General features: G+C 50.9%; 15 protein-coding genes. 5 read left to right on the plus strand and 10 right to left on the minus strand.

The features are described 5' to 3' along the window. Positions 1–20: 20 nt before the first annotated feature. Together JRI89_07960 and JRI89_07965 are read left to right on the plus strand one after the other, a co-directional pair. Positions 21–2,594, plus strand: a complete 2,574-nt coding sequence (locus JRI89_07960; protein ID MBW2071176.1) for a glycosyltransferase — start codon at positions 21–23, stop codon at positions 2,592–2,594. Between the two features lie 182 nt (positions 2,595–2,776). Then, a complete protein-coding gene (locus JRI89_07965; protein ID MBW2071177.1) occupies positions 2,777–3,976 on the plus strand; it encodes a glycosyltransferase family 4 protein in 1,200 nt (399 codons plus the stop codon). Between the two features lie 122 nt (positions 3,977–4,098). Here JRI89_07965 and JRI89_07970 read toward each other — a convergent pair whose 3' ends face one another. Further along, positions 4,099–5,295 (minus strand): glycosyltransferase family 4 protein, encoded by a 1,197-nt coding sequence (locus tag JRI89_07970; GenBank protein ID MBW2071178.1) that lies wholly within the window; start codon positions 5,293–5,295, stop codon positions 4,099–4,101. Positions 5,296–5,576: 281 nt separating this feature from the next. Between JRI89_07970 and JRI89_07975 the strand changes: the two genes are divergently transcribed. From JRI89_07975 to JRI89_07985, 3 genes are read left to right on the plus strand one after another with little or no spacing between them, the layout of a single operon-like run. Next, complete coding sequence (locus tag JRI89_07975; GenBank protein ID MBW2071179.1) at positions 5,577–6,581, plus strand: glycosyltransferase; 1,005 nt, start codon at positions 5,577–5,579, stop codon at positions 6,579–6,581. A 19-nt stretch (positions 6,582–6,600) separates the two neighbouring features. Then, entirely contained in the window at positions 6,601–7,299 is a 699-nt protein-coding gene (locus JRI89_07980) for a glycosyltransferase family 2 protein (protein ID MBW2071180.1), read from the plus strand. A gap of 3 nt (positions 7,300–7,302) precedes the next feature. After that, positions 7,303–7,701 carry a DUF2304 domain-containing protein gene (locus tag JRI89_07985; GenBank protein ID MBW2071181.1) on the plus strand — a complete coding sequence of 133 codons (399 nt, stop codon included), beginning with the start codon at positions 7,303–7,305 and terminating at the stop codon, positions 7,699–7,701. Here the strand turns inward: JRI89_07985 and alaS are convergent. From alaS to JRI89_08030, 9 genes are all read right to left on the minus strand, one after another. Beyond that, positions 7,698–10,361, minus strand: a complete 2,664-nt coding sequence (gene alaS / locus JRI89_07990; GenBank protein ID MBW2071182.1) for an alanine--tRNA ligase — start codon at positions 10,359–10,361, stop codon at positions 7,698–7,700. The two genes, JRI89_07985 and alaS, sit on opposite strands and share 4 nt — an antisense overlap. Then, on the minus strand, positions 10,358–11,395 hold the full coding sequence (recA, locus tag JRI89_07995; protein MBW2071183.1) for a recombinase RecA: 1,038 nt from the start codon (positions 11,393–11,395) through the stop codon (positions 10,358–10,360). Before recA ends, alaS begins: the two co-directional genes overlap by 4 nt. 92 nt (positions 11,396–11,487) lie before the next feature. Then, positions 11,488–12,063 carry an RNA 2',3'-cyclic phosphodiesterase gene (gene thpR / locus JRI89_08000; protein ID MBW2071184.1) on the minus strand — a complete coding sequence of 192 codons (576 nt, stop codon included), beginning with the start codon at positions 12,061–12,063 and terminating at the stop codon, positions 11,488–11,490. A gap of 19 nt (positions 12,064–12,082) precedes the next feature. Beyond that, positions 12,083–14,077 (minus strand): tetratricopeptide repeat protein, encoded by a 1,995-nt coding sequence (locus JRI89_08005; GenBank protein MBW2071185.1) that lies wholly within the window; start codon positions 14,075–14,077, stop codon positions 12,083–12,085. 1 nt (position 14,078) lies between these two features. Continuing rightward, on the minus strand, positions 14,079–15,185 hold the full coding sequence (gene wecB / locus JRI89_08010) for a UDP-N-acetylglucosamine 2-epimerase (non-hydrolyzing) (protein MBW2071186.1): 1,107 nt from the start codon (positions 15,183–15,185) through the stop codon (positions 14,079–14,081). Between the two features lie 5 nt (positions 15,186–15,190). Continuing rightward, a complete protein-coding gene (locus JRI89_08015) occupies positions 15,191–16,825 on the minus strand; it encodes a Gfo/Idh/MocA family oxidoreductase (GenBank protein ID MBW2071187.1) in 1,635 nt (544 codons plus the stop codon). A gap of 215 nt (positions 16,826–17,040) precedes the next feature. Next, positions 17,041–18,021, minus strand: a complete 981-nt coding sequence (locus JRI89_08020; GenBank protein ID MBW2071188.1) for a flippase-like domain-containing protein — start codon at positions 18,019–18,021, stop codon at positions 17,041–17,043. A gap of 112 nt (positions 18,022–18,133) precedes the next feature. After that, a complete protein-coding gene (locus tag JRI89_08025; protein ID MBW2071189.1) occupies positions 18,134–19,390 on the minus strand; it encodes a glycosyltransferase family 4 protein in 1,257 nt (418 codons plus the stop codon). Positions 19,391–19,413: 23 nt separating this feature from the next. Then, the gene (locus tag JRI89_08030) at positions 19,414–20,439 is read right to left on the minus strand and encodes a glycosyltransferase family 2 protein (protein MBW2071190.1); all 1,026 of its coding nucleotides are present in this window, start codon (positions 20,437–20,439) and stop codon (positions 19,414–19,416) included. Between the last annotated feature and the right edge of the window lie 927 nt (positions 20,440–21,366).

Below are 21,366 nucleotides of genomic sequence, written 5' to 3' on the forward strand. Positions count from 1 at the left end.
CTGGGCACATAGTTGCTGCGATGCGGATACTTGTAATTTCCAATCTTTATCCACCCCACCATGCTGGCGGCTATGAGCTTGCCTGTGAGGAGATGGTTGCAAATCTCAAAGGGCGAGGACACGAAATTATTGTACTTACAAGCACTTATGGTGAAGGACGACTGCAAACTGAAGATGATGTCTATCGTTGGTTAATGCTTCGTTTTGAGAGAAGGGTTAACTGGAGAGATGTTCTTCTCAAAGAGAGGCTCAATCAAGCAGCCTTCAGACATGTCTGTGAAGAGTTCTCGCCCGAGGTCGTTTTTTTTTGGAACATGTCTCACATTTCTATTTCACTGGCAGCAATAGCAAGAGATATGGGATTGCCGACTTGTTACTATATTTTTGACAACTGGCTGGCAACATGGGAAATGGATCACTGGTTTCAGCTGTGGCGTGCCAGGGGTAAGGGACTCGACTATTTTCTACACAGATTGTTGTCACGAAAATTTGCCTTGATTGTGCCGCCATTTCTCTGGGATATGTCTTCAGTAGTATTTGCCAGTAGTTACTTGAAAAGTGTTGCCCTCAGCGTTGGCAAACCTGTCCAAGACGCAGCTGTTGTTCACTGGGGCATCGACATCGACAAATTTCCGTATAAGTCAACGGATTCTCCAGTACCTAGCCGGCTTCTCTATGTCGGCCAAATAGTGCCTCACAAGGGCATTGAAACCGTCATTGAAGCTTTGGGGATAACCAGACAATCACTGGGCGACAGAAGTCTGTCCTTTGATATCGTTGGGGATCATGACGGTGCAAGTACCTACACAGCTTTCTTGAAGGATGTTGCAGGAAGATGCGACGTTGATGATCGAATTGCCTTTATAGGTGCGGTGTTGCGTGAGAATCTCCCCAATGTATACCAGAGCCACGATATCTTGGTCTTTCCTTCCCTCTGGGATGAGCCATTCGGCATAACTCAGCTGGAGGCGATGTCATCTGGCCTTGCTGTGATTGGCACAGGTACCGGTGGCAGTGCTGAAATTCTGGAAAGTGAGGTTAACTGTCTTACCTACTCCAAAGGAGATGCAGCAGGATGTGCTCGACAGATATCTCGCTTACTTGAAAACCGCAGTCTGTTCAGAACATTGCGAAGAAATGGCCGAAAGACTGTTGAAAAGAAGTTCCGCATTGATCAGACGGTTGATTTGTTGGAAAAGGCACTTGTTGATGCTCCCAAGGTGCAGAGATCCAATAAGAAAGTCTGGGAAGTCGCGACAACCAGCAAAAGAGTCAGAAGGCAAGAATTTGCAATTAAGGCGGCAAGCTATAAGAAGCAGCTGAAGCTGGTCAAACTGGCATGCCAAGCAGCTGAGATTCTCAATCCCTTACGCTGGGCCAAGAATCTGATAATAAGAAGTGAGATTATCCTGGTAGCCTTGGCCCTTGCCTTACTCCGCAAATCATCTCTTTTGCCGCCTTTGCGGAAGCCTGGCGCCGTTGCCTTTGCGGCGCACAGAATTCAAACTGTTTTGGTCATCCACTTGGCAGGTAAAGACAGGGCAGTTCTAATAAGCCCATTTCTGCGCGAGTTGCGGAGATTTTTGCCTCATGCGTGGATTGGCCTTGTTGTAAGACCTGCCACTGCCAATCTTTTTGAAAAGTGTCCATATATCGATAAAGTCATGGTTTTTGACGGTGGAGGCATGGAGAATGGCGGCAAATCCAAAGATAGTCCGGTCCTTAGCTGGTTAGGGGCAATTCGTTATGTGATGCGTAATTTCAACAAGGTTCTGGTTGATATGGCCATATTGCCCGGATGGGAGGATGAAAGGGAGTTAACAGCATCACACGCCCTGATGCGATTAATTGGCGCGCCATGGCGGCTGGGATACTTGGAGGCTACAGCTACACCAGTGCGACCCCAAAAAATATCATTAGACCAGCCGTTCACATACGGGCCGCAAAAGGGTATGCCCAGAAATGAAGTGGAGAGCCAGTTGGATATTCTCCGTTTCCTGGGAGCTCACATTGCCAGTACAGATACAGAGGTGTGGCTCTCTGAAGAAGACTACAGGTACGCAGGACGAGTTATGGCGAACGCAGCCAGTGACTCTGCTGACTTTGTCGTAGCATTGTCTCCTGGAGGGCAATATTCTGGACTGCAATGGCCTGTGGAGCGATTCATCCGGCTAGGGAGATGGTTGCAGGAGGATTACAATGCGTACATTCTTGTCATTGCCGATGACGCACATCTAGTGCCTGCATGCCAGATTTACAAGGGTCTTGTGCGAGGGCGTGCCATGTTTATCGGGGATTCGAGTAGGCCGCGACGGATAGCTGCACTTCTCGAGAGGTGCAAGATGTTTGTCGGCGCCTACTCCGGGCTAATCCACCTGGCAGCGGCAGTGGGCATACCAGTGATAACCATTTTCGGTCCGGAGGATTATAGACGTTTTAGCCCTAGGGGTGCAGGCCATGAGGTGATACGTTTGCACCTGTTGTGTGATCAATGCGGTGGGGCCTGTCTTTATACTTCTCCGCTGTGTTTGGACGGAATCGAAGTAAGTAAGGTCAAGAGACTTGTTGCCGCTAAACTGGAACCCTGTCAATGATATATTCGCACAATCTTCCTTGTGAAGAGCGCTCAAACCGAAAGCTAGAGTCAGCTCGCTCGGACCTAGCCGTGGTAAAGCGCAGCCAGGCTTGCTCTTGGGAGAGAATGATCGTTACCTGGCGGCTGCAACATTGTTGCCATAGCGGGAAATAGATGGGATCAGGTATGGAGTAAGAGAGTATGCTCATCGCTCTAGACGCTAGGTCTTTACTCGAACCTCTCACTGGTGTTGGCTATTACAGTTATTACCTCTTCTGGCATCTCCTAGAACAAGACAAGCAAAATGACTACCTGCTTCTAGGTCCAGCAGGCCTTCGCCGCAATTTGCTCAAGGCGAGGCTCCCTAGAGAAGAGAAGATTCACAGGCTACAGCAGGCTGCTGTAGGAGGATTTAGAAAAAGGAGCGCCTATGAACGGCTAAAACTGCTTATGTTTTATGGGCCGAGTGCTGTTTTTCGAATTTACCATCTCCGCTGGCGAGCCAACCTGTTTTTCGGTCCCAATTTTCTTGGTTTTTTCTCTGCCAATTGTACTACAGTGATTACAGTCCATGACGTGAGCTATTTGATCTATCCTGATTGCATTGCCGAGAAAACTCTAAGAATTCTAAGAAAACACATGCCAACACATCTTGCCAGGGCGGACCATATTATTGCCGTCTCCCAAAATACCCGGAAAGATCTGGTGCGACTCTGCGGTGTGCCAGAGGAGAAAATTGCAGTTATTTACCCCGGCTATAATGCGGAGCTATTCAAACCACTGCCGATAGAAAATCGTGTACTTTCTGATAAGTTCAATTTGAAGCCGGGCTACATCTTATATGTAGGGACCATCGAGCCTCGCAAGAATCTCATTACCCTGCTACAAGCTCATCGCCTTCTTTGTCGAAAAGGCATAACCGTTCCTTTGGTGTTCTGTGGAGCTATTGGCTGGAAGAGTGAATCCTTTTTCAATACTTTGAGGTCCCTGGAGTCCAAGGATTCAGTTCGGCTTCTAGGCTATGTGGACGAACAGAGCCTCCCTTTGCTTTATAACGGTGCAGCATGCTTTGCTTTTCCATCCATATACGAAGGGTTTGGTTTACCTTTGGTCGAAGCCATGGCATGCGGCTGTCCGGTGATAAGTTCAAACGTCTCGGCCATCCCTGAGGTGGTAGGGGATGCCGGCTTGCTTATAAAGGATCCACTGGATCAGTCTATGTTAGCTGACGCCATTGAACAGGTTATCGGCGACGAAACCCGGCAACAACAGATGCACCTGAAAGGAATTGAACGAGCAACTCGTTTCAGCTGGAGGAAGACTGCCCGGGAGACCCTGAAGATATTTACTGAACTGCTTGGAGAAAATGAAACTAACTCATTCGATTCATATGTTCATTGAGGACCTATTTACTGAGGACTTGGTGTTGATTGAGCAAATGCTTCGAGGTAAGTCAGCAAAATACGTCACTGTATTTGCGAACTGAAGCACCAATGAGGAGTCGGCCTGTTAACCTGTGTGGTTTAGAAATGGGCGGCCTCACGTGAGCTCAGGAAGAACTCGAGAGTCTGCCGGGCGGTATTTTCCCAGGTGAACTTATGTGCTCGTGAGAGTGCGGCTTGGCGTAGTCTGTGATGTGTTGCTTCTTCCAGGGCAACTTCATCAATGCTTTTTGCCAACAGCACAATGTCATTGGGGTTCACCCTGATTGCTGCATCTCCGACAATCTCTTCTATTGCTGGTATATCTGAAGTGATCACAGGCACCCCGCAGGCCATAGCCTCCAGAACCGGCAGACCGAATCCCTCGTAAAGCGATGGATAGACAAAGGCTCTTGCCATCGAATAGATGGCTGGCAGATCATCATCGTCTACAAACCCGGTGAACATGACCTCGTTGCCGATCCCTAATTGTTTGACAGTCTCAAATATATCGCTGTACAGCCAGCCAGTTTTACCAATGATCACGAGTTTCAGGATCTGGCGAGACTTGGCTCTGGCAAAGGCCTTGAGAAGACCGACAATGTTTTTTCTGGGCTCGAGAGTGCCGACAGAAAGGATATAAAATTCGGGCAAGGTGTACTTTGCCCTTACAGTTGCCCTGCGGAAGGAATCGCTTACTGGCACAAAACGGTCGTCTTTGCCCAGAGCTGTGACGCAAATGCGGCTGCCACGAATACCGAGTTGCAATTGCAGGTCTTTCTTGGTGGTTTCAGAATTGACAATGAAACCATCGTAGGTTTTCACATTGGTCATCCTGGTCAGACGGTAATAGAGGACAGAGTGTTTGTAATAGCACTCAGGAAACAACAGAGGAATCACGTCATGGATGAAGACAAACCGGCGCCTGGCAGCTCGGAAAGGTAGCAGCGGCCATATGCTGCCGGTGTGAAAATATATGTCCAATCTGTGACGCCTGGTTATGTAGGGAAGATAGAACTGCAGCCACAGGGGAATAAGGATGACATCGCTGGAGAAAATTCTTGCCAGCGGATTGTGGTCAAAGAGCTGAAGGTTCGGTTGGGCGGTCAATCTCTTGGCGTCTGGCGCTGACAGGGGCGATGGGCTGAAAAGTGAGTAATGATTTTGGGGGTCTATTCTTGCAAGACTGAGAGCGATGTGAAAACCATACTGGCCGACCCCTGTTTTCTTGCCGTGCAGGTGCTCGATGGAGATGCCTATATTCATTTCCGCCAATACCCTCAAAAGTAATTCTGCCATGCAGCTGCAAGACTCGTGCAACATTGATTGTGGTTCTGCATTTACCTGGGCACTATAAGGCTTACCCCTCGAGCCAGAGTAATCGGTGTGCGCGATTGCATTCGTCTGGCTGGACCTCTGCAGCAATTCACAATCTTGCCAATTATGGTATATATCTTGCGTCTCGGCCATTAGCAAGAAGCTTTAATTCAACAGGGGCCAGGGCCGCGGTTGTGGGAGACAGTTTCTGAACTGCCAGCGAGGAGGCTGTCAATATTGCAGCGCACTTTTGACCAGCAACCATGAGAGTTAGTATTGTCATACCGGCATACAACGCCGCCAGTACCATTGGGCAGACCGTGCAATGGAGCCTCGAACAGGCCAACAATGGTTGCGAGCTGGAAGTTATTGTGGTGGACGATGGTTCTACGGATGACACTGCCATAGTGGCAGCAGCCCATGGCGCCAGGGTGATCAGCCAGGTAAATCAAGGACCAGCTGCGGCTCGCAACAGAGGCTGGCATGAAGCTACCGGCAGCATTGTCTGTTTTACGGATGCAGATTGCATTCCCTGCAAGAACTGGCTGGCAAACCTACTCCAGGGATTCAGAGACTGGCGGGTTGGCGCAGTGGCAGGTAGCTACCATATTGCCAATGCCGGTTCCTGGTTGGCTCGTTGGGTGCACCGGGAAATAATTGAACGTCACAACCGCATGCCTGCCACGGTACGCGCCTTTGGTTCTTACAACGTTGCCATGCCACGCTATATATTAGCAGCAACAGGGGGCTTCAATACTGAATATCCTCAGGCCAGTGGTGAAGATACCGACCTATCGTACAGAATTATCAAGGGAGGCTGGCACATTGTTTTCGTTCCAGAGGCCAGGGTTGCGCATTATCATCCTGAAAATCTGTGGCGCTATCTCAAAGAGCAATTTCGGCATGGCTACTGGCGGGCCAAACTTTACACGGATCATCCAGAGATGATCGCAGGCGACGACTATACCCTTCTCAAAGACCGAGTTGAACCTCTCTTCGTCTTGGCAACCACCGGGCTTTTTCTTCTTTTTGGCAGTGGCTTTGCTGTCCTGCAGATGCCGCTCTGGCTAACTCTTGTCTGCTATGCTTTCCTGCAGCTGATCTGGCCGCTCAAGTGGGGGATCGCCGAGCGCAAGCTCGCACCTCTGCCCTATGCCGGAGTTACTTTTGTGCGCGGCTTTGTTCGTACTGGGGGGTTAGCCCTGGGGGCCTTACGGTTCGGCAAAAAGTTCTTGGTGCCAACTTGGTTTAAAGCAAACCGCCTCTGATGCTGCTGAGGGTATTGCCTTGAAAAAAAAGACCTTGATAATCGTGCCGGCTTTCAATGAGGAAGCTAGCATCGCTCAGGTGGTGAAGCAGCTGAAGGAACACATCCCCTGGGGTGATATCTTGGTGGTGGATGACGGCTCCAGGGACAGAACAGCAAGAAGGGCTCGCGAGAGTGGCGCCATGGTGCTGAGCCTTCCCTATAACATGGGTATAGGCAGCACTGTTCAGAGCGGTTTCCTGTTTGCCAAAGAAAAGGGTTATCATTTTGCTGTACAGGTGGACGGTGATGGACAGCATCCTGCTGCCGATGTGCCACGGCTGCTGGCAGCACTGGAAGATGGGGCGGACATGGCCATTGGTTCTCGTTTCGTGGCACCTACAGGCTACAGAGCGCCACTTTTCAGAAACATAGGCATCAAGATATTTTCTTTGCTGGTGAGCATGATTGTCGGCAAGAGAGTGTATGATACTACTTCCGGTTTCCGGGCCATAAACCGCCGGGCCATCCTGCTGTTGACCCAGGAGTATCCCCATGATTATCCTGAGGTCGAGGCCTTGATCACCCTGCATCGTCATGGCATGCGGTTTGTGGAAATTCCTGTGGCAATGAACCACAGGGAGGAGGGAAGATCCTCCATATCCGCTGGCGCTGCCGTCTATTATATGTTGAAGGTTACTCTGGCGACTCTGGTGGCCAGTATCAAAGGGAGGCAATAGGAAATGACTGAAATTGCCCTGCATCTCAGGATCATCATCGGCATCCTCAGTTTCACTCTGGCTGGAATCATCATCGAGTTGATTCGCCAGGGCCGTCTCAAGGAACACTATGCCATTGTCTGGCTGTTGACGGCGGTATGTATTTTCATTTTTGGAATTTGGCCCGATTCACTCAACATCGTCTCGCGCATAGTCCGCCTGCACCATCTCACTACCCTATTCATGGTGGCTTTTCTTTTTCTACTGGCGATTGTTCTGCATTTCAGTCTGGCGATCAGTCAACTTTTTGAGAGAAATCGCCGCCTGACCCAGGAAGTGGCCTGGCTGAAGTTTGAGCTGGAACAATTGAAGGAGGCAAAGGTTCGTCAGCGCCGGGTAAAACTGGTGCAATCGCCAGGCTAGTCACCACGGCTCCGGATCAAGGTGTAGACGTTTTCCAGGGCTGCCGGCAGCCCATCAACCCTGGGCCCACCGCCCTGAGCCATGTCCGCTCTGCCGCCGCCCCTGCCGCCTACTTGAGCAGCGAGCTCCTTGATGATCTCGCCAGCATTGAAGCGGTCGGTGAGATCACTGGTCACTCCACAGATGAGCATTGCCTTGCCGTCTTCCCCTTCGGCACCGAGAACAATTACCGCCGATTTCAGCTCCGCCTTGAGATTGTCGAGCATTACCCGCAAATCTTTGGGGCTGTCGACCTGCACCTTGGTACTGAGTACTTTGATTCCATTTACAGTGCGGGCTTCCTTGCCGCTGGGGGCGAATCGTCGGCTCAAAGCCTGAGCTTTAACCCTTTCCACTTCCTTTTCCAGCTCTTTTTGCTGTGCCAGAAGCTTGCTGATTCTATCACGCAAATCTTGGGGTGCGGTTCGCAGCAAGGCGGCTGTTTCTTTCAGGATCCGTTCCTGTTCCTGAACATATTGCACAGCAGTCGGGCCAGTTAGTGCTTCAATGCGCCGAACTCCGGCCGCCACTGAACTTTCGGAGACGATCTTGAACAAGCCGATGTCTCCAGTATGATGGCTGTGAGTGCCTCCGCAGAGCTCACTGGAGTAGTCTCCTATTGACACCATGCGCACAGTATCACCATATTTTTCCTCAAAAAGTGCCATGGCACCCTGAGCAATGGCCGTGTCCATATCTGTGATGCGGGTGGTTAGATCTCTATTTTCCACAATGCGTTCATTTACCTGTCGTTCTATGAGGGCTAGCTGCTCAGGGGTGAGTGCTTCGCTGTGAGAGAAATCAAAGCGGAGTCGATCCGGGCCCACATAGGAACCTTGCTGCTTTACGTGGTCTCCCAAGACGCTTCGCAACACATGGTGCAGGATGTGGGTGGCAGTGTGATTCCTCTCCGTGGCCCTCCTCTTTTCTTCATCCACTCTGAGATTGACCTGGTCTCCTACTCTAGCGGCTCCCTTTTCCACCTGGCAGAGATGGACAATGAGATCGCCAGGTGTCTTCTGGGCATTTTCCACCTTGAGCACGAAGTTCCTGCCGCTCATGTATCCTGAATCGCCGGTCTGGCCGCCGGCCTCGCCATAGAACGGCGTCTTGTCGCACACAACCTCTACCTGTTCACCTTCGCTAACCTCTGATACCGCCCCATTTTTGGTGAGTAGAGCGAGAATCACCCCCTCGTCTTCGGTGCGGTCATAGCCGGTGAAAGTGGTGGTGATCCCCTGGGCGCTCAGCTGCTTGAGGGCTTCTGAAGTTTCCAGCACGCCGGAAATCTTGAAGGCGGCCCTGGAACGCTGGCGTTGCTCTGCCATTAGTTTTTCAAAGCCGCTCTCATCCACCTGGAACTGCAAGTCCCGGGCTGTGTCCATTACGATGTCGATGGGAAAACCATAGGTGTCATAGAGTTTGAAAATCACTTCGCCGGGAAAGACGCGCAGGCCATCCTTTTTCAGTTTTTCCACTTCATCTTGCAGTTTGGCCAAGCCCCTGTCGAGGGTGGCAGAGAAGGATTTTTCTTCATTACCCAGGGCCATTTTTATATAGCTTGCATTCTGGGCCAATTCAGGATAGGTGTCACTCATTGCCGCGATAACCGAGTCGGCAACCTTGTCCAAAAAAGGTTCCTCCACTCCCAGAAGTCTGCCATGGCGTACAGCCCGGCGAATAACGCGGCGCAGCACGTAACCGCGGCCTTCGTTGCTGGGCAGCACGCCGTCGCAAATGAGGAAGGTAGCGGCCCGGCCGTGATCAGCAATGACCTTGATGGAGACGTCCTTGTCGGCATCGCGTCCGTGGGCGTGGCCACTTATTGCTTCGATGGCATCAATGATCTGCCGAAACAGATCAATATCATAATTAGTCGGCACTCCTTGCAGGACTGCTGCTATTCTTTCCAGGCCAGCACCCGTGTCTATGGATGGAGCAGGCAGTGGTTCCATGGAACCGTCGTCTTTGCGATTGAACTGCATGAACACCAGATTCCAGAGTTCGAGGAAGCGGTCGCAGTCGCAGACGCCCGGGGCACACTCTGGGCCGCAGGCCATGTGTTCTCCCTGGTCTATAATGATTTCTGAACAGGGTCCGCAAGGTCCGGTATCGCCCATTGCCCAAAAGTTTTCGCTGGTGGGCAGCGTGAGGATTCTTTCTTGCGGCAGGTATCTACTCCATTCTTCCATGGCCTCCTGATCCACGCCGATACCCATGCTGTCGTCGCCTTCGTGCACTGAGGCATAGAGTTTGTCCTTTTGTAGATTGAGATCTCTGGTGAGGAATTCCCAGCCAAAATGGATGGCTTCCTTTTTGAAATAGTCACCAAAAGAAAAATTTCCCAGCATTTCAAAGAAGGTGTGGTGGCGAGCTGTTCGTCCCACGTTGCGGAGATCATTGTGCTTGCCGCCGGCTCGCATACATTTCTGACATGAGGTGGCGCGTACGTAATCGCGCTTTTCCTCCCCGAGCAGCGGTCTCTTGAACTGAACCATGCCGGCGTTGGTGAACAGCAGGGTGGGGTCATCGTGGGGAACCAGCGAAGAACTCTTCACAATGGTATGGCCGTTGGCACGAAAGTATTCGAGGAATGCGCTTCTGATCTCAGCAGTTTTCATTGTTCTGTTTTCCTCCCTTCACCAATGTCGCTGATGTGCAAGCCGTAAGCTTCTCTCACCTGACGCTCAATAGCGGTGCAGACATCAGGATGTTCTTTCAAGAACAGCTTGACGTTTTCGCGGCCTTGCCCCAATCGATCGCCGCCGTAAGAATACCAGGCTCCGCTTTTCTCCACGATATTGAGTCCAGTGCCCATGTCCAGGATATCTCCTTCTCTGGAGATGCCCTGGCCATACATGATATCGAATTCAGCTTCTTTGAAGGGAGGCGCCAGCTTGTTCTTCACTACTTTCACCCTGGTGCGACTTCCTATAATCTCCTGGCCATCTTTTATGGCACTGATGCGCCTGATGTCGAGACGCACGGAAGAGTAAAATTTCAGAGCATTTCCTCCAGTGGTGGTTTCCGGATTGCCGAAGAGTACTCCCAGCTTCATGCGGATCTGGTTGATAAAAATAACGGTGGTCCTGGACTTGCTGATGGCGGCTGTGAGCTTGCGCAGTGCCTGAGACATGAGGCGCGCCTGCAAGCCCATGTGGGAGTCTCCCATTTCTCCCTCTATTTCGGCCCGCGGCACCAGTGCTGCCACAGAATCGATGACAACCGCATCCATGGCACCGCTGCGCACCAACACCTCAGTAATTTCCAGCGCTTGTTCACCCGTATCCGGCTGAGAGATGAGCAGGTCGTCCACATTTACCCCAAGTTTACGGGCGTACGAGAGATCAAGGGCATGTTCAGCATCAATAAAGGCGGCAATGCCATTGCGCTTCTGGGCTTCTGCTACTATATGCAGAGCCAGGGTAGTCTTGCCGGATGATTCGGGGCCGAAGATTTCAACAACGCGACCACGCGGCACGCCGCCTAGACCCAGGGCCAGGTCGAGCGACAGAGAACCCGTAGGTATGACCGGTATATCTGCAACCGCCTGTTCACTGCCCAGTCGCATTATTGCTCCCTTGCCAAATTGACGTTCTATTTGACTCATGGCAAGGTCAATGGCTCGTTGTCTTTCATCACTCTCTTTTGCCATGTTGTTCCCCTAATGTGTAAGTTGCCAAGCAGCAGTCCCACATGTCGGCCTGGGGCGATGCCAGGTTCGATACTGCCGTGGTAAGTAAGGGTTTACCTCGATGCGGGAGCAGCAAGCGGTATGTGTCGAAGTTCCGTGTAGATCGCCCCGGTCGGTCTGAGATCACTTTTATACAATATTATTTCCTGGACGTCAAAAGGATTGAACTCAGTCAGAGGGATAGCTGCCACCAGCTGGGACAAATCCTGCTGACTGCGGCGATCTCTAATACGGCCTATGGTGAGATGGGGTTTGAAAGGTCTTTTTTCTCTGGGAAAACCAATTGATTCCAGTTCGTCTTCCAGGCGAGCCTGAAGGCGCAGAAGCGGTACAATTTCTCCCTGGAGTCCCAGCCAAATTACCCGCGGTTTGCGAAGGTTGGGAAAACCTCCCAGGGTGGTGGCTCGCAGAGTGAACACTGCTTCCCCGGAGGTGGCCTGATTTATGGCGGCAGCAATGTCATCCACCTGCTCTGGCTGGATGTTTCCCAGGAACTTGAGGGTAAGGTGAATGCTGTGGGGTTTCACCCAGCGCACTCGAGCACCATGGGCTCGCAACGCTTGTTGAACTGCAGCAATGGCCTCTCTAGTTTGTTCAGGTATCCGGATGGCTATGAAGGTACGGATCATAGTTTTCAACTCTTCAGGGCTAGGGATTTTTTTGGGCGGCGTCGTGGGCTTTGCCTATTTCTTCCCGAGCAATTGCCAGATTCTTTCTTGCCTGGGCAAATTCTGGCTTGAGATGAAGGGCCTGTTGAAAGTGGCTGATGGCCTGTTCCAGTTTCCCCTGCCGGGCCAGGGCAACGCCAAGGTTGTTGTGAGCTTTGGCGTAATTCGGCTTCAAGGCCAGGGCCTTTGCATAAGCAGCCACAGCGGCGCCGAGATTGCCCTTGCGGCTGAGTACATTGCCAAGATTGTTGTAGGCCTCGGCATACTCGGGGTCGATTTCTATGGCCTTTGCATAGTGAGTAATTGCCTGCTGCAGCTGGCCCGTGTGTTCGAGCAGCACTCCCAGATTGTTATGAGCTTGTGCAGATTCAGGATTGAGCTGCACCGCAGCATAGTAGTGCTCTGTGGCTTGCTTGATCTTTCCCTGCTGCAGGAGGGCAACCGCCAGGTTGTTGTGAGCTTCGGCAAAGCCAGGCAGCAGTTGCAGGGCCTTATTGAAATGGGCGATCGCCTGGTCCAGCTTTCCCTGTTGCAGCAGGGCATTTGCCAGATTATTGTGTGCCTCGGCATAGTTTGGATACAGTCGCAAGGCTTCCTGGTAATGGGCCATGGCCTCCTCGAGACGGCCCTCATCCCCCAGGGCCTGTCCAAGGTTTAGATGCGCAGTACGGTTGTTCGGTGTCTTGCTGAGGCTGTCAGACCAGAGGCTTACCGAATTTTGCCAAACTTTGTTGCGTTCAATACTCAAATATGACAAGGAAGTCAACAAGATGACGGCGGCAGTTGATACGGCAAATGTCCTTAGTCTTTTTGCCGGGTGAGTGTAGAGGAAATTCTCTAGAATCAGTGAAAACCAGAGAAACAGACCAATGCCCGGCAAGTAAAGATAACGGTCCGCTATCTTGGTTGAGATAGGGATAATATTTGTGACCGGCAGGAGAGTGATAAAGAACCAGCCGAAACAGAACAGGGGCAACCTTTGCCACTTTTTGGGACGGACGGTTACATAGATAATTAAACTTAATAAAATACAGGCGGCTATAATGATCTTATAAACAGGAAAGTCATAGGAGATATTTTCAAGATACCAGTTGTTGAGCCAGAATGGCAAAAGCATATTTCTAAAATAGTCATAGAGCGCCCACAACATAAGCAAGAGAGTATAGAGAGGATTGTTATGGTAGTGGCTTTTTATAGCAGCACCTGTGCCGGTTGCTACTAAATTGAGAAGCAATATTGTTTGAACAATGCTGAGGAAAAGATAAGGTAGATAATATAGGAATTTCTTTCGCAAGATATAAAAGAAATTTAAGTCTGTGTGACGACAATAGTCGTAGAGATATAATACTGCTGGCAGTGTCACACTGAAGGGGCTGGAAAGTAACGCCAGCAGATATACTACGATGGAGAGAATGTAACAAGAAAATGAGGTTTTCTCTCTTTCTGCCTCTACATAGAGATAGAAAGCGAGGATATAGAAAAGCGCAAGCAGTACATATTTTCTGGAAGAAATCCAGGCGACCGCCTCAACGTTTACTGGATGCATTACAAAGAGCAGGGCAGTACACAAAGCAACCATTCTGTTCGAGCCGTCATACTCTTCACCTCGCAATCGCTTCAACACCGCCGTAAGCAGTAAATAAAGAATGATTGCCGAGAGCCCGTGCAGAGCGGTATTGCTAATGTGGTAACCCAGAGGATTCAAATTCCACAGGCGATAGTCTATAGCATAGCTCAACACTCTGACAGGCTGGTAAGTCTTGCCCTTTTTCGGGGTGAATATTTTAACAATATTCTTGCTGTCAAGAGATCTTATGGAGACGTTTTTCACCACAAGCTCAGTGTCGTCCCAGTTGGTAAAATCATTGTGCAGGGAATTGCCATAAACTATGGCAGTTGAAACCAGTATCAGTAAGACTGCAAAGATGAAGAATTTTTTTTCGGAAATGCTCTTGAAAGATATGGATGATGCCATGCTATAGTTCCTGGGAATCGGTACTTTTTCTAGCAGCATGCCCTCGAAGCTCCGAGAGAATAGCCACTATTCTCTCTGCAGCTCTGCCATCACCAAAGGCATCTCGGCGTGTTTTTCCCGGGCAGGCTTTGTCTACAGCTCTGATGATAAGATGGTCCTCACAACCTACCAGAACATTCCATCCAGAGGCCACTGTTTCCAGCCATTCGGTTTCTGTTCTGAGAGTGACGCAGGGCACGCCCAGCCAGTAGGCTTCCTTTTGCACTCCTCCCGAGTCTGTGACAATCACTCGCGCATGTTTCTCTAGGGCGAGCATGTCGAGATAAGATACAGGTTTGAGCAGTTGCAGTCTGACAGGAGCTATCCCTAGAAGCTGCAAAGCTTTTGAGGTGCGGGGGTGAGCAGGCATGACTACCCGCAGACCGTTTGCCGCGATTTTCTCGAAGGTCTGGAAAAGAGCTTGCAGTCTGCCTCTCTTTTCAGTGATATCTGCCCGATGTACTGTTACCAGAGCATATTGTCCCGGTTCGAGCCGGAGTTTCGGCAGGATGCGGGAATGGGCTTCTGCCAATGTCAAGTTTTTGACTATTGAGTCGTGCATCAAGTCTCCTACCTGATAGACACCCCGCACAATGCCTTCTTTTTTCAAATTACTTACTGCTGTGTGGCTCGGACAAAAGAGCAAATCTGAGAGATGGTCTGTTACCACCCGGTTGTGTTCTTCCGGCATTTGTCGATTATATGATCTGAGTCCTGCTTCGATGTGGACGAGGGGAAGGTGCAATTTGCAAGCTGCCAGAGCTCCGGCCAGTGTGGAATTGGTGTCGCCGTAGACCACCAGGTAATCGGCTGGCTGCGACAGCAGAATTTCTTCAATTCCAGCGAGCATCTGTGCTGTCTGCCAACCATGAGGACCGGAGCCTACTTCCAGGTTCACGTCCGGCTCCGGTATAGGGAGCTCGTCAAAGAAGACTCTTGACATCTCGAGATCGTAGTGTTGGCCGGTATGGATGAGAAATTCTTCATGCCCAGCCCGTTTCAGGGCTTCACTGAGCTGGGCAGCCTTGATAAATTGCGGTCTAGCTCCCACGATGGTGATTACCTGCAGTGCTGTCATGATGAGCCAACCTTGAAGATCTTGTTACCCTGTCGATGGTATTTCAGAGCGCAAGCGGGGCAAGAGGCTTCGCTTGCAGCAAAGGTCAGTTTCTCTCCACATTTGCAAACCCAGCCAACAATTCTGGCGGGTACGCCGACTACCAGGGCGTGGTCCGGCACATCTCTGGTCACCACAGCCCCGGCCCCCACAAAGGCATGACGGCCTATGGTGGTGCCGCAGATTACCGTGCAGTTGGCGCCCAGAGTAGCCCCCTTTTTCACCAGAGTGGGCCGCAGTTCATGACGTCTGGGGATGTGAGCCCGTGGATTGTACACGTTGGTGAAGACCACAGAAGGTCCTAGAAACACTTCATCCTCTACAGTAACACCCTGGTAGACGGAGACATTATTTTGAATCTTGCAGCCGCTGCCAATGGTGACTCTGGGGCCAATCATGACGTTTTGGCCGATGGTGCAATTGCCGCCTATTCTGGAGCCTGCAAGTATATGGCAGAAGTGCCAGATTTTTGTTGCTGGGCCTATAGTCACCCCCTCGTCCACATATGCTGACTCATGTATAAACGGCTGGGCAGCAGCAACTTCAGAGGCATCTTTTGCTCTGGCAATGGGGGAACTTGCTGCCTCGGTGGCCAACGCCTTGCTTTGCTCCAGAGACACCTGGCTGCTGTTTTGGTTGAGGGATTCCTGAGAGGCTTCGAGCACGCGCAGGACTCGCAGCCCCTCTCTGCCGTCCGTACGTGCAGGTCTGCCGTTAGCGATGCAGTCCAGAAAATGGCGGCATTCCACAGCAAGAGGCTCTTGCATGTCCAGCGGCACGGCCTCGGCTTCTCCTTTGGCAGCAACGGGAAGCCGCTTTACCCACTTTATCTGATGTGGGTACAGGAGGAGCTTTTCTTCGCTGAGATCATCAAATACGGCCATTTTCCTGTCTCCGACAACAACCAGCTTCTGTTCCTTGAAGGGGTGCAGCCAGGAGACAAAAATGTGCGCCTTGACCCCTGTGCGAAAATCGAGTGTGGTCAGTGTGGTGTCTGGTATCTTCTCCTGCAAGTAGCTGCCTCCTGTAGCATGCACCGTGGCCGGCATTTCGTCCAGGAGCATGAGAATGACCGAAATGTCGTGAGGGGCAAAGCTCCACAGGATGTTTTCTTCTGCTCTGATCTTGCCTATATTCAGTCTCATGGAATAGAGATACTGAATCTTTCCCAGTTCCCCTGCATCAACCAGTTCTTTGAGTCTGACAACCGCCGGGTGATATTGCAGTACATGGCCAACCATGAGAATCAATTGTTTTTGCTCGGCAAGAACCACCAGCTGCCGGCCGTGTTCAGCGGTGAGCGACAGAGGTTTCTCCACCAGCACATGCTTGCCGGCCTTGAGGCCTTGGAGCGCCAGTTCGTAGTGAGTCTCTGCTGGAGAGGCGATCACCAGCGCGTCGACATGGTGGTTGCCATCAGAGAGGAGATCTCTGAAGTCGCGAACAGTATAAATTGAGGGGTACTTTTGTTGAAATTCGGTTAACACCTCTGGGTCAGAATCACATATGATAGTGAGAGCTCCAAGATTGTGAAAATTGCGGACGAGATTCTTGCCCCAGTAACCTGATCCAACAACTGCTACCCTGATCATAGCGTTCCTCTGAGAACTGCTGCAAAATATAGAGACAGTGCTATTTGCTAAAAAGCATTTTTTTTTGATTGCGGTGGGGCGTATCTGCCTATAGTCAACCTATCTGCTGCTAAATTTGCTGTATTCACCAGAGTCATGTTGCGCCTGCCGAAGTAAAACGCCTCGCATGATATCTATTCTTGTTCGATCAATATTCTTCAGGGCTCTGCAAGGTACTACAGCCTGTCTGGCTTCAATTCGCTCTTCGCTGATTTCAGCACTTCATTGATCCCCAGGTGCCAAGCTGCCAGCAGCCCCAGACACAGAGGGATGGCGGACCACACCAACCGGTCAATGGCGACAAATGCCACACAAACCGAGGCCGGCGTATCCAGGCGACCGAGCAAGCCAATGAGGGATGCATCTTTGATGCCAATGCCCATTGGCACAAAAGACAGGAGGCCGGCCAGATGTGAAGCACAGTAGACAAAGGTCATCTCGGCCATGTTGACAGTGGTTCCCAAGGCATGCAGGACAACCCAGGCAGTGAGCGGCAGAAGCAGGGTCTTGATTGCAGAGATAAGAATGGCCGCCAACATTGACAGCAGTGACAGCTTTCCAAGGTACGACAGAAAATTAGCAAGCCAGGCGGGACGTCCTGGACACAGTGATGACAGCTGCCTTGAAAGCGCGACGAGCATGGCAAAGCAAATAATGACGACAGAGCCGAGTATGAGCCCGAGGGAAGCAGAAAAATAGATAGCACCAGAGAGCGTCACAATTATAACGGCCATAACAAAGACATCTAGGCCCGTTGTAAGAACCACGCTGGCGGTACCAGCCGGGTAGGGAATTGCCAGGATACGCTTGAAAAGGTAGATTCTGAGAGGCATGCCGAGTTTCAACGGTCCGGCGTAATTGACAGAGTAAGAAGCGAACATTACTTGGCACAGCCTGAATAGGGATTTAACGGGGGCCATTTTGCTGATGATCAGATTAAAATAATAGATAGTAAGTAGTTGTACTAGGAGAAACAGGCAGAGTATCAATGACCATTTGTTTAATGAAACGAGTGCAAAGATATTTAAATCAAAGCTCGGCAAGAACTGGGCAATATAGATAGAAGCAGCGAGGAACAGAATGGCAGCAATTCCTATTCTTATAAGAGTATTCCAGTTGCGCACGTCTATAATGTCCGTAGTAGTCGGTAACGTCATCTGGCCACCTACATAATTTCTCCACTACGATTGAGATCTAGCCATGAAAAATTGATTTTTTGAAGGTAGGTGACTGTATTTTTCCTGTTGGCAACGAGATTGGTTGACAATCTCACAACACATTGCTAACATCCATATCCTGTTTGTCGAACAGAGAATCCTGCGCTTGTGCTGACAGCAGGCCTAAATTACTATATACATCAACTACGACGTCAATTTCTTGCTGAATCCTTCCTTTCTCGAGGATGGTCTGACGACCATTTTTTTTGAAACGTTGCCGTAAATCTTCGCTGCCAAGCAACATGGCAATTTTTTCCCCCAAATCAGATGCATCGCCTGTGTTGCTCAGTAGTCCATTGTGGCCGTCTTTGATTATTTCGGGCATGCCACCTGCTCGAGAAACTACTGCCGGTACACCACAACTGAGGGCTTCCAGCAAGGATACTGGCGTTCCCTCCCTCAGGCTGGGCAGCACGAATATGTCAGCCGCATTGTACCATAGGGGCATCTGCTGGTTTTCTTTGTGCCCCACGAAATGTACGGTCTTCTCTATGCCCAGGCGACGAGCTCTTGCCCGCAGCTCCTTTTGCAAGGGCCCGTCGCCCACCACATAGAGCTTGAGACTGGCATGATGATCTTTGACCCTTTTAAAGGCAGAGAGCAGCAGGTCAACTCCCTTCCAGCGACTGAGGGAGCCGACAAAAAGTGCAATAGTGTCATGACAGGGTAAGCCAAGTTGTTTTCGTGCCTCCCTCCGGGGGAGTGGTCTGAAATATTCCGTGTCCACACTGCAATTTCTCACAGTTATTTTCTCAGAAGGCACCTGAAACTCTTCCCTTAGAATCTTCGAGAGTTCATCGCTTACTGCGATGATATGGTCGGCTGCTCCGGTAGTCAAGGTGGTCAGCCAGTGCAGCCATGGCTCGAGGCGGGCATATCTTGTCATGTCAGAACCATGAGCGTGTATGACCACGGGGATTCGAAGAAGGCGGCCAACAACAGCACCAATCAGCCCTGTGGGAAGTACAAAATGTGCGTGTATCATCTGGGAACTGTTCTTACGTGCTACAAGCAGACAGGCCACCAGGGCAGAACACATATATGTAACCATACGCGCCATGGGGATCTTGTCATATTCGATCAGGAGTTTTTCCTCGGAGAGAAAAGGGAAGCGATATACTGGCACCCCGGCAAATACTTCGCAGCGTTTGCTTCTCTTGAACAGTCTTGGGGTCACCACCTTGACTCGATACCCACGTTCCATCAGTTTTTGGGCGGCACGCCAGACGAAAATCCCTCGATAGCTGCCTTGGTAGTCCGGAAAACTGCTAGTCAGAAAGCAGATATGGGGTTGCGTGGAGCGCTTCATGTCAAGTTTCCGGTAGGCACCCCTCAGGAGTGATGCTGTGACTCATTTCTTTTTTTCATAGTTAGCAAGTTTATCTGTCGCTGCAGCCTGTATATCTCATTTCTCAGGTGGTTGTTCTGGGCGGCCACAAAGGCAAATGAAAAGAACTGGCTACCCATTATGAGCAAGATTAGCATCAGTGGTATAAGAGGTCTTCCTGGGTTCAGGGTCCCAGCATACCTGAGCCAGACGATGTAGATGCCAATGGCAAGTCCGAGGAGGGTAAGGAGGACTCCCACCAGGCCGAAGACAAGCAGGGGTTTTTCGAAAACTGAGAAGACGAGATGGGAAGCAGAGGTCTTCCTCAGTTTGAACTTTGAGTGCCCGCTCTTGCGGTTTTGCAGGGTTGCGGGTATTTCCTTTACCATGAAACCGAGGGCGCACACTTTGGAAAGAATTTCCAGATGAATTTCTTTGCCGTTAGACTCGAGTTCGAGAGCCTCGAGCACCTGCCGGCGATAACCCCGGAGAATGCAGGTGCTCGTCTTGAATGGCTGGGGAAAGGTGTATTCTAGAATCTTGTTTCCCAACCTGCTGATGAAAACACGCCAGGGGTTCACGCCAACCACTCTGCCCTCTGCCATGTAGGCGCTGCCGAGGACAACATCATTCATCTGCTCGGGATCGGCGAGTTCTTCATAGATGCGCAAAATATGTTCGGGGCTGTAACTCAGATCAAAATCAATGGTAATAACGTATTTGCCGCGAGCGTGCTCGAAGCCGGTCCGAAGAGCCTTGCCGCGGCCGCAATTGACAGGGTATGAAATAATCCGCAGGTTAGGGAACTGCTTGGCTAGCTCCTGGACGATTTCCAGGGTGTTGTCAGAACTGCCGTCGTTTACCAGGAGAAGTTCCCACGATCTGCCAAATTGTGACAGGGCTTCGTTGATGGTAGTGACTGTGGCAACAATGTTGTCAGCTTCGTTGTACATGGGAGCCAGCACAGTAAGCTCGAGTGCCTCCTCAGGGCAGTCATTCTGACATTCGTGTATGGCAGCCAAACTACTCATCCTTTATCTCCTTTTCTGCAGACTGAGGGGCCTAACTTCAGAACATTCTGCGTATTTCTGTTTTTTGAAGCAGGCGATGCCCCTTCCCTCTGCTCCCCCCGAAGTCAATATAACCTGGCAGGCATCTTTCATTGGCCACACTCCAATAGAGTAATCTATATAACAGAACGGCTAATATCTCACCATCTTCTGAGTTGTGAGTCAATATTTGCACCTTCTTCTCTCGAGATGGGTTTGTTCTGCTCCAGCAGCAATAAACCCGGCAACTATTGAACAAAGGGGGTGGTGAGCAAGATCGATGCCAACAAACAAGAAACCATAGCTTTCGGCTTGATTTGTTCCAGGCCTTGCCAGTTGCCTCATTGAGCAGGAGGCGAATCTGGCGTTGTCAATGCCGGGGAAATTGCCTAATATAAAATCTATGGCAGTGAACGGCATGGTTCAACATGGTCTGCAGATTGAACCCCAGGGCTCCACTGGGGGGCATAAAGCTTCTCTGGAGATTCCGCGCCACAGGAAGTGTGGAAGCATGCTCCGAGAGAGATTCTGCCACTGCTATCCTGTCTTTGCAGGGGCTAGTGCGCCTGTGAGCAGGCGCGGTCTGAGAGGTGAAAGTCCTTTTCCAGGAGATGCCCGCTCCTGGTAGCTGAAAGTAACTGCGTCGCCGTGAGGCGGGGTGGGGAGCAAGATAACGAACACGATTCGGCTGGGCGTAGCGGCGAGCTTGCTAGCCGGTGGCGAAGCCCAGACCGGAACCAGAGGGATTCCGGAAGCCCATCACGCTGGGCGGGCAGCGGAGAAGCGATGATGGGGCGCGTCAGGTGGTTGGTGACGGAATGCATGGAAGGCCGCGTCATGTGGACCAGGGAGACCTGTCCGGCACAAGGCAGGCTGTGAGCCTGTCGGGCAGGAGTCAGAGCGCCCATA

This window comes from Deltaproteobacteria bacterium, from assembly GCA_019309045.1.
In the GTDB taxonomy this organism is placed as follows: Bacteria; Desulfobacterota; Syntrophobacteria; order BM002; family BM002; genus JAFDGZ01.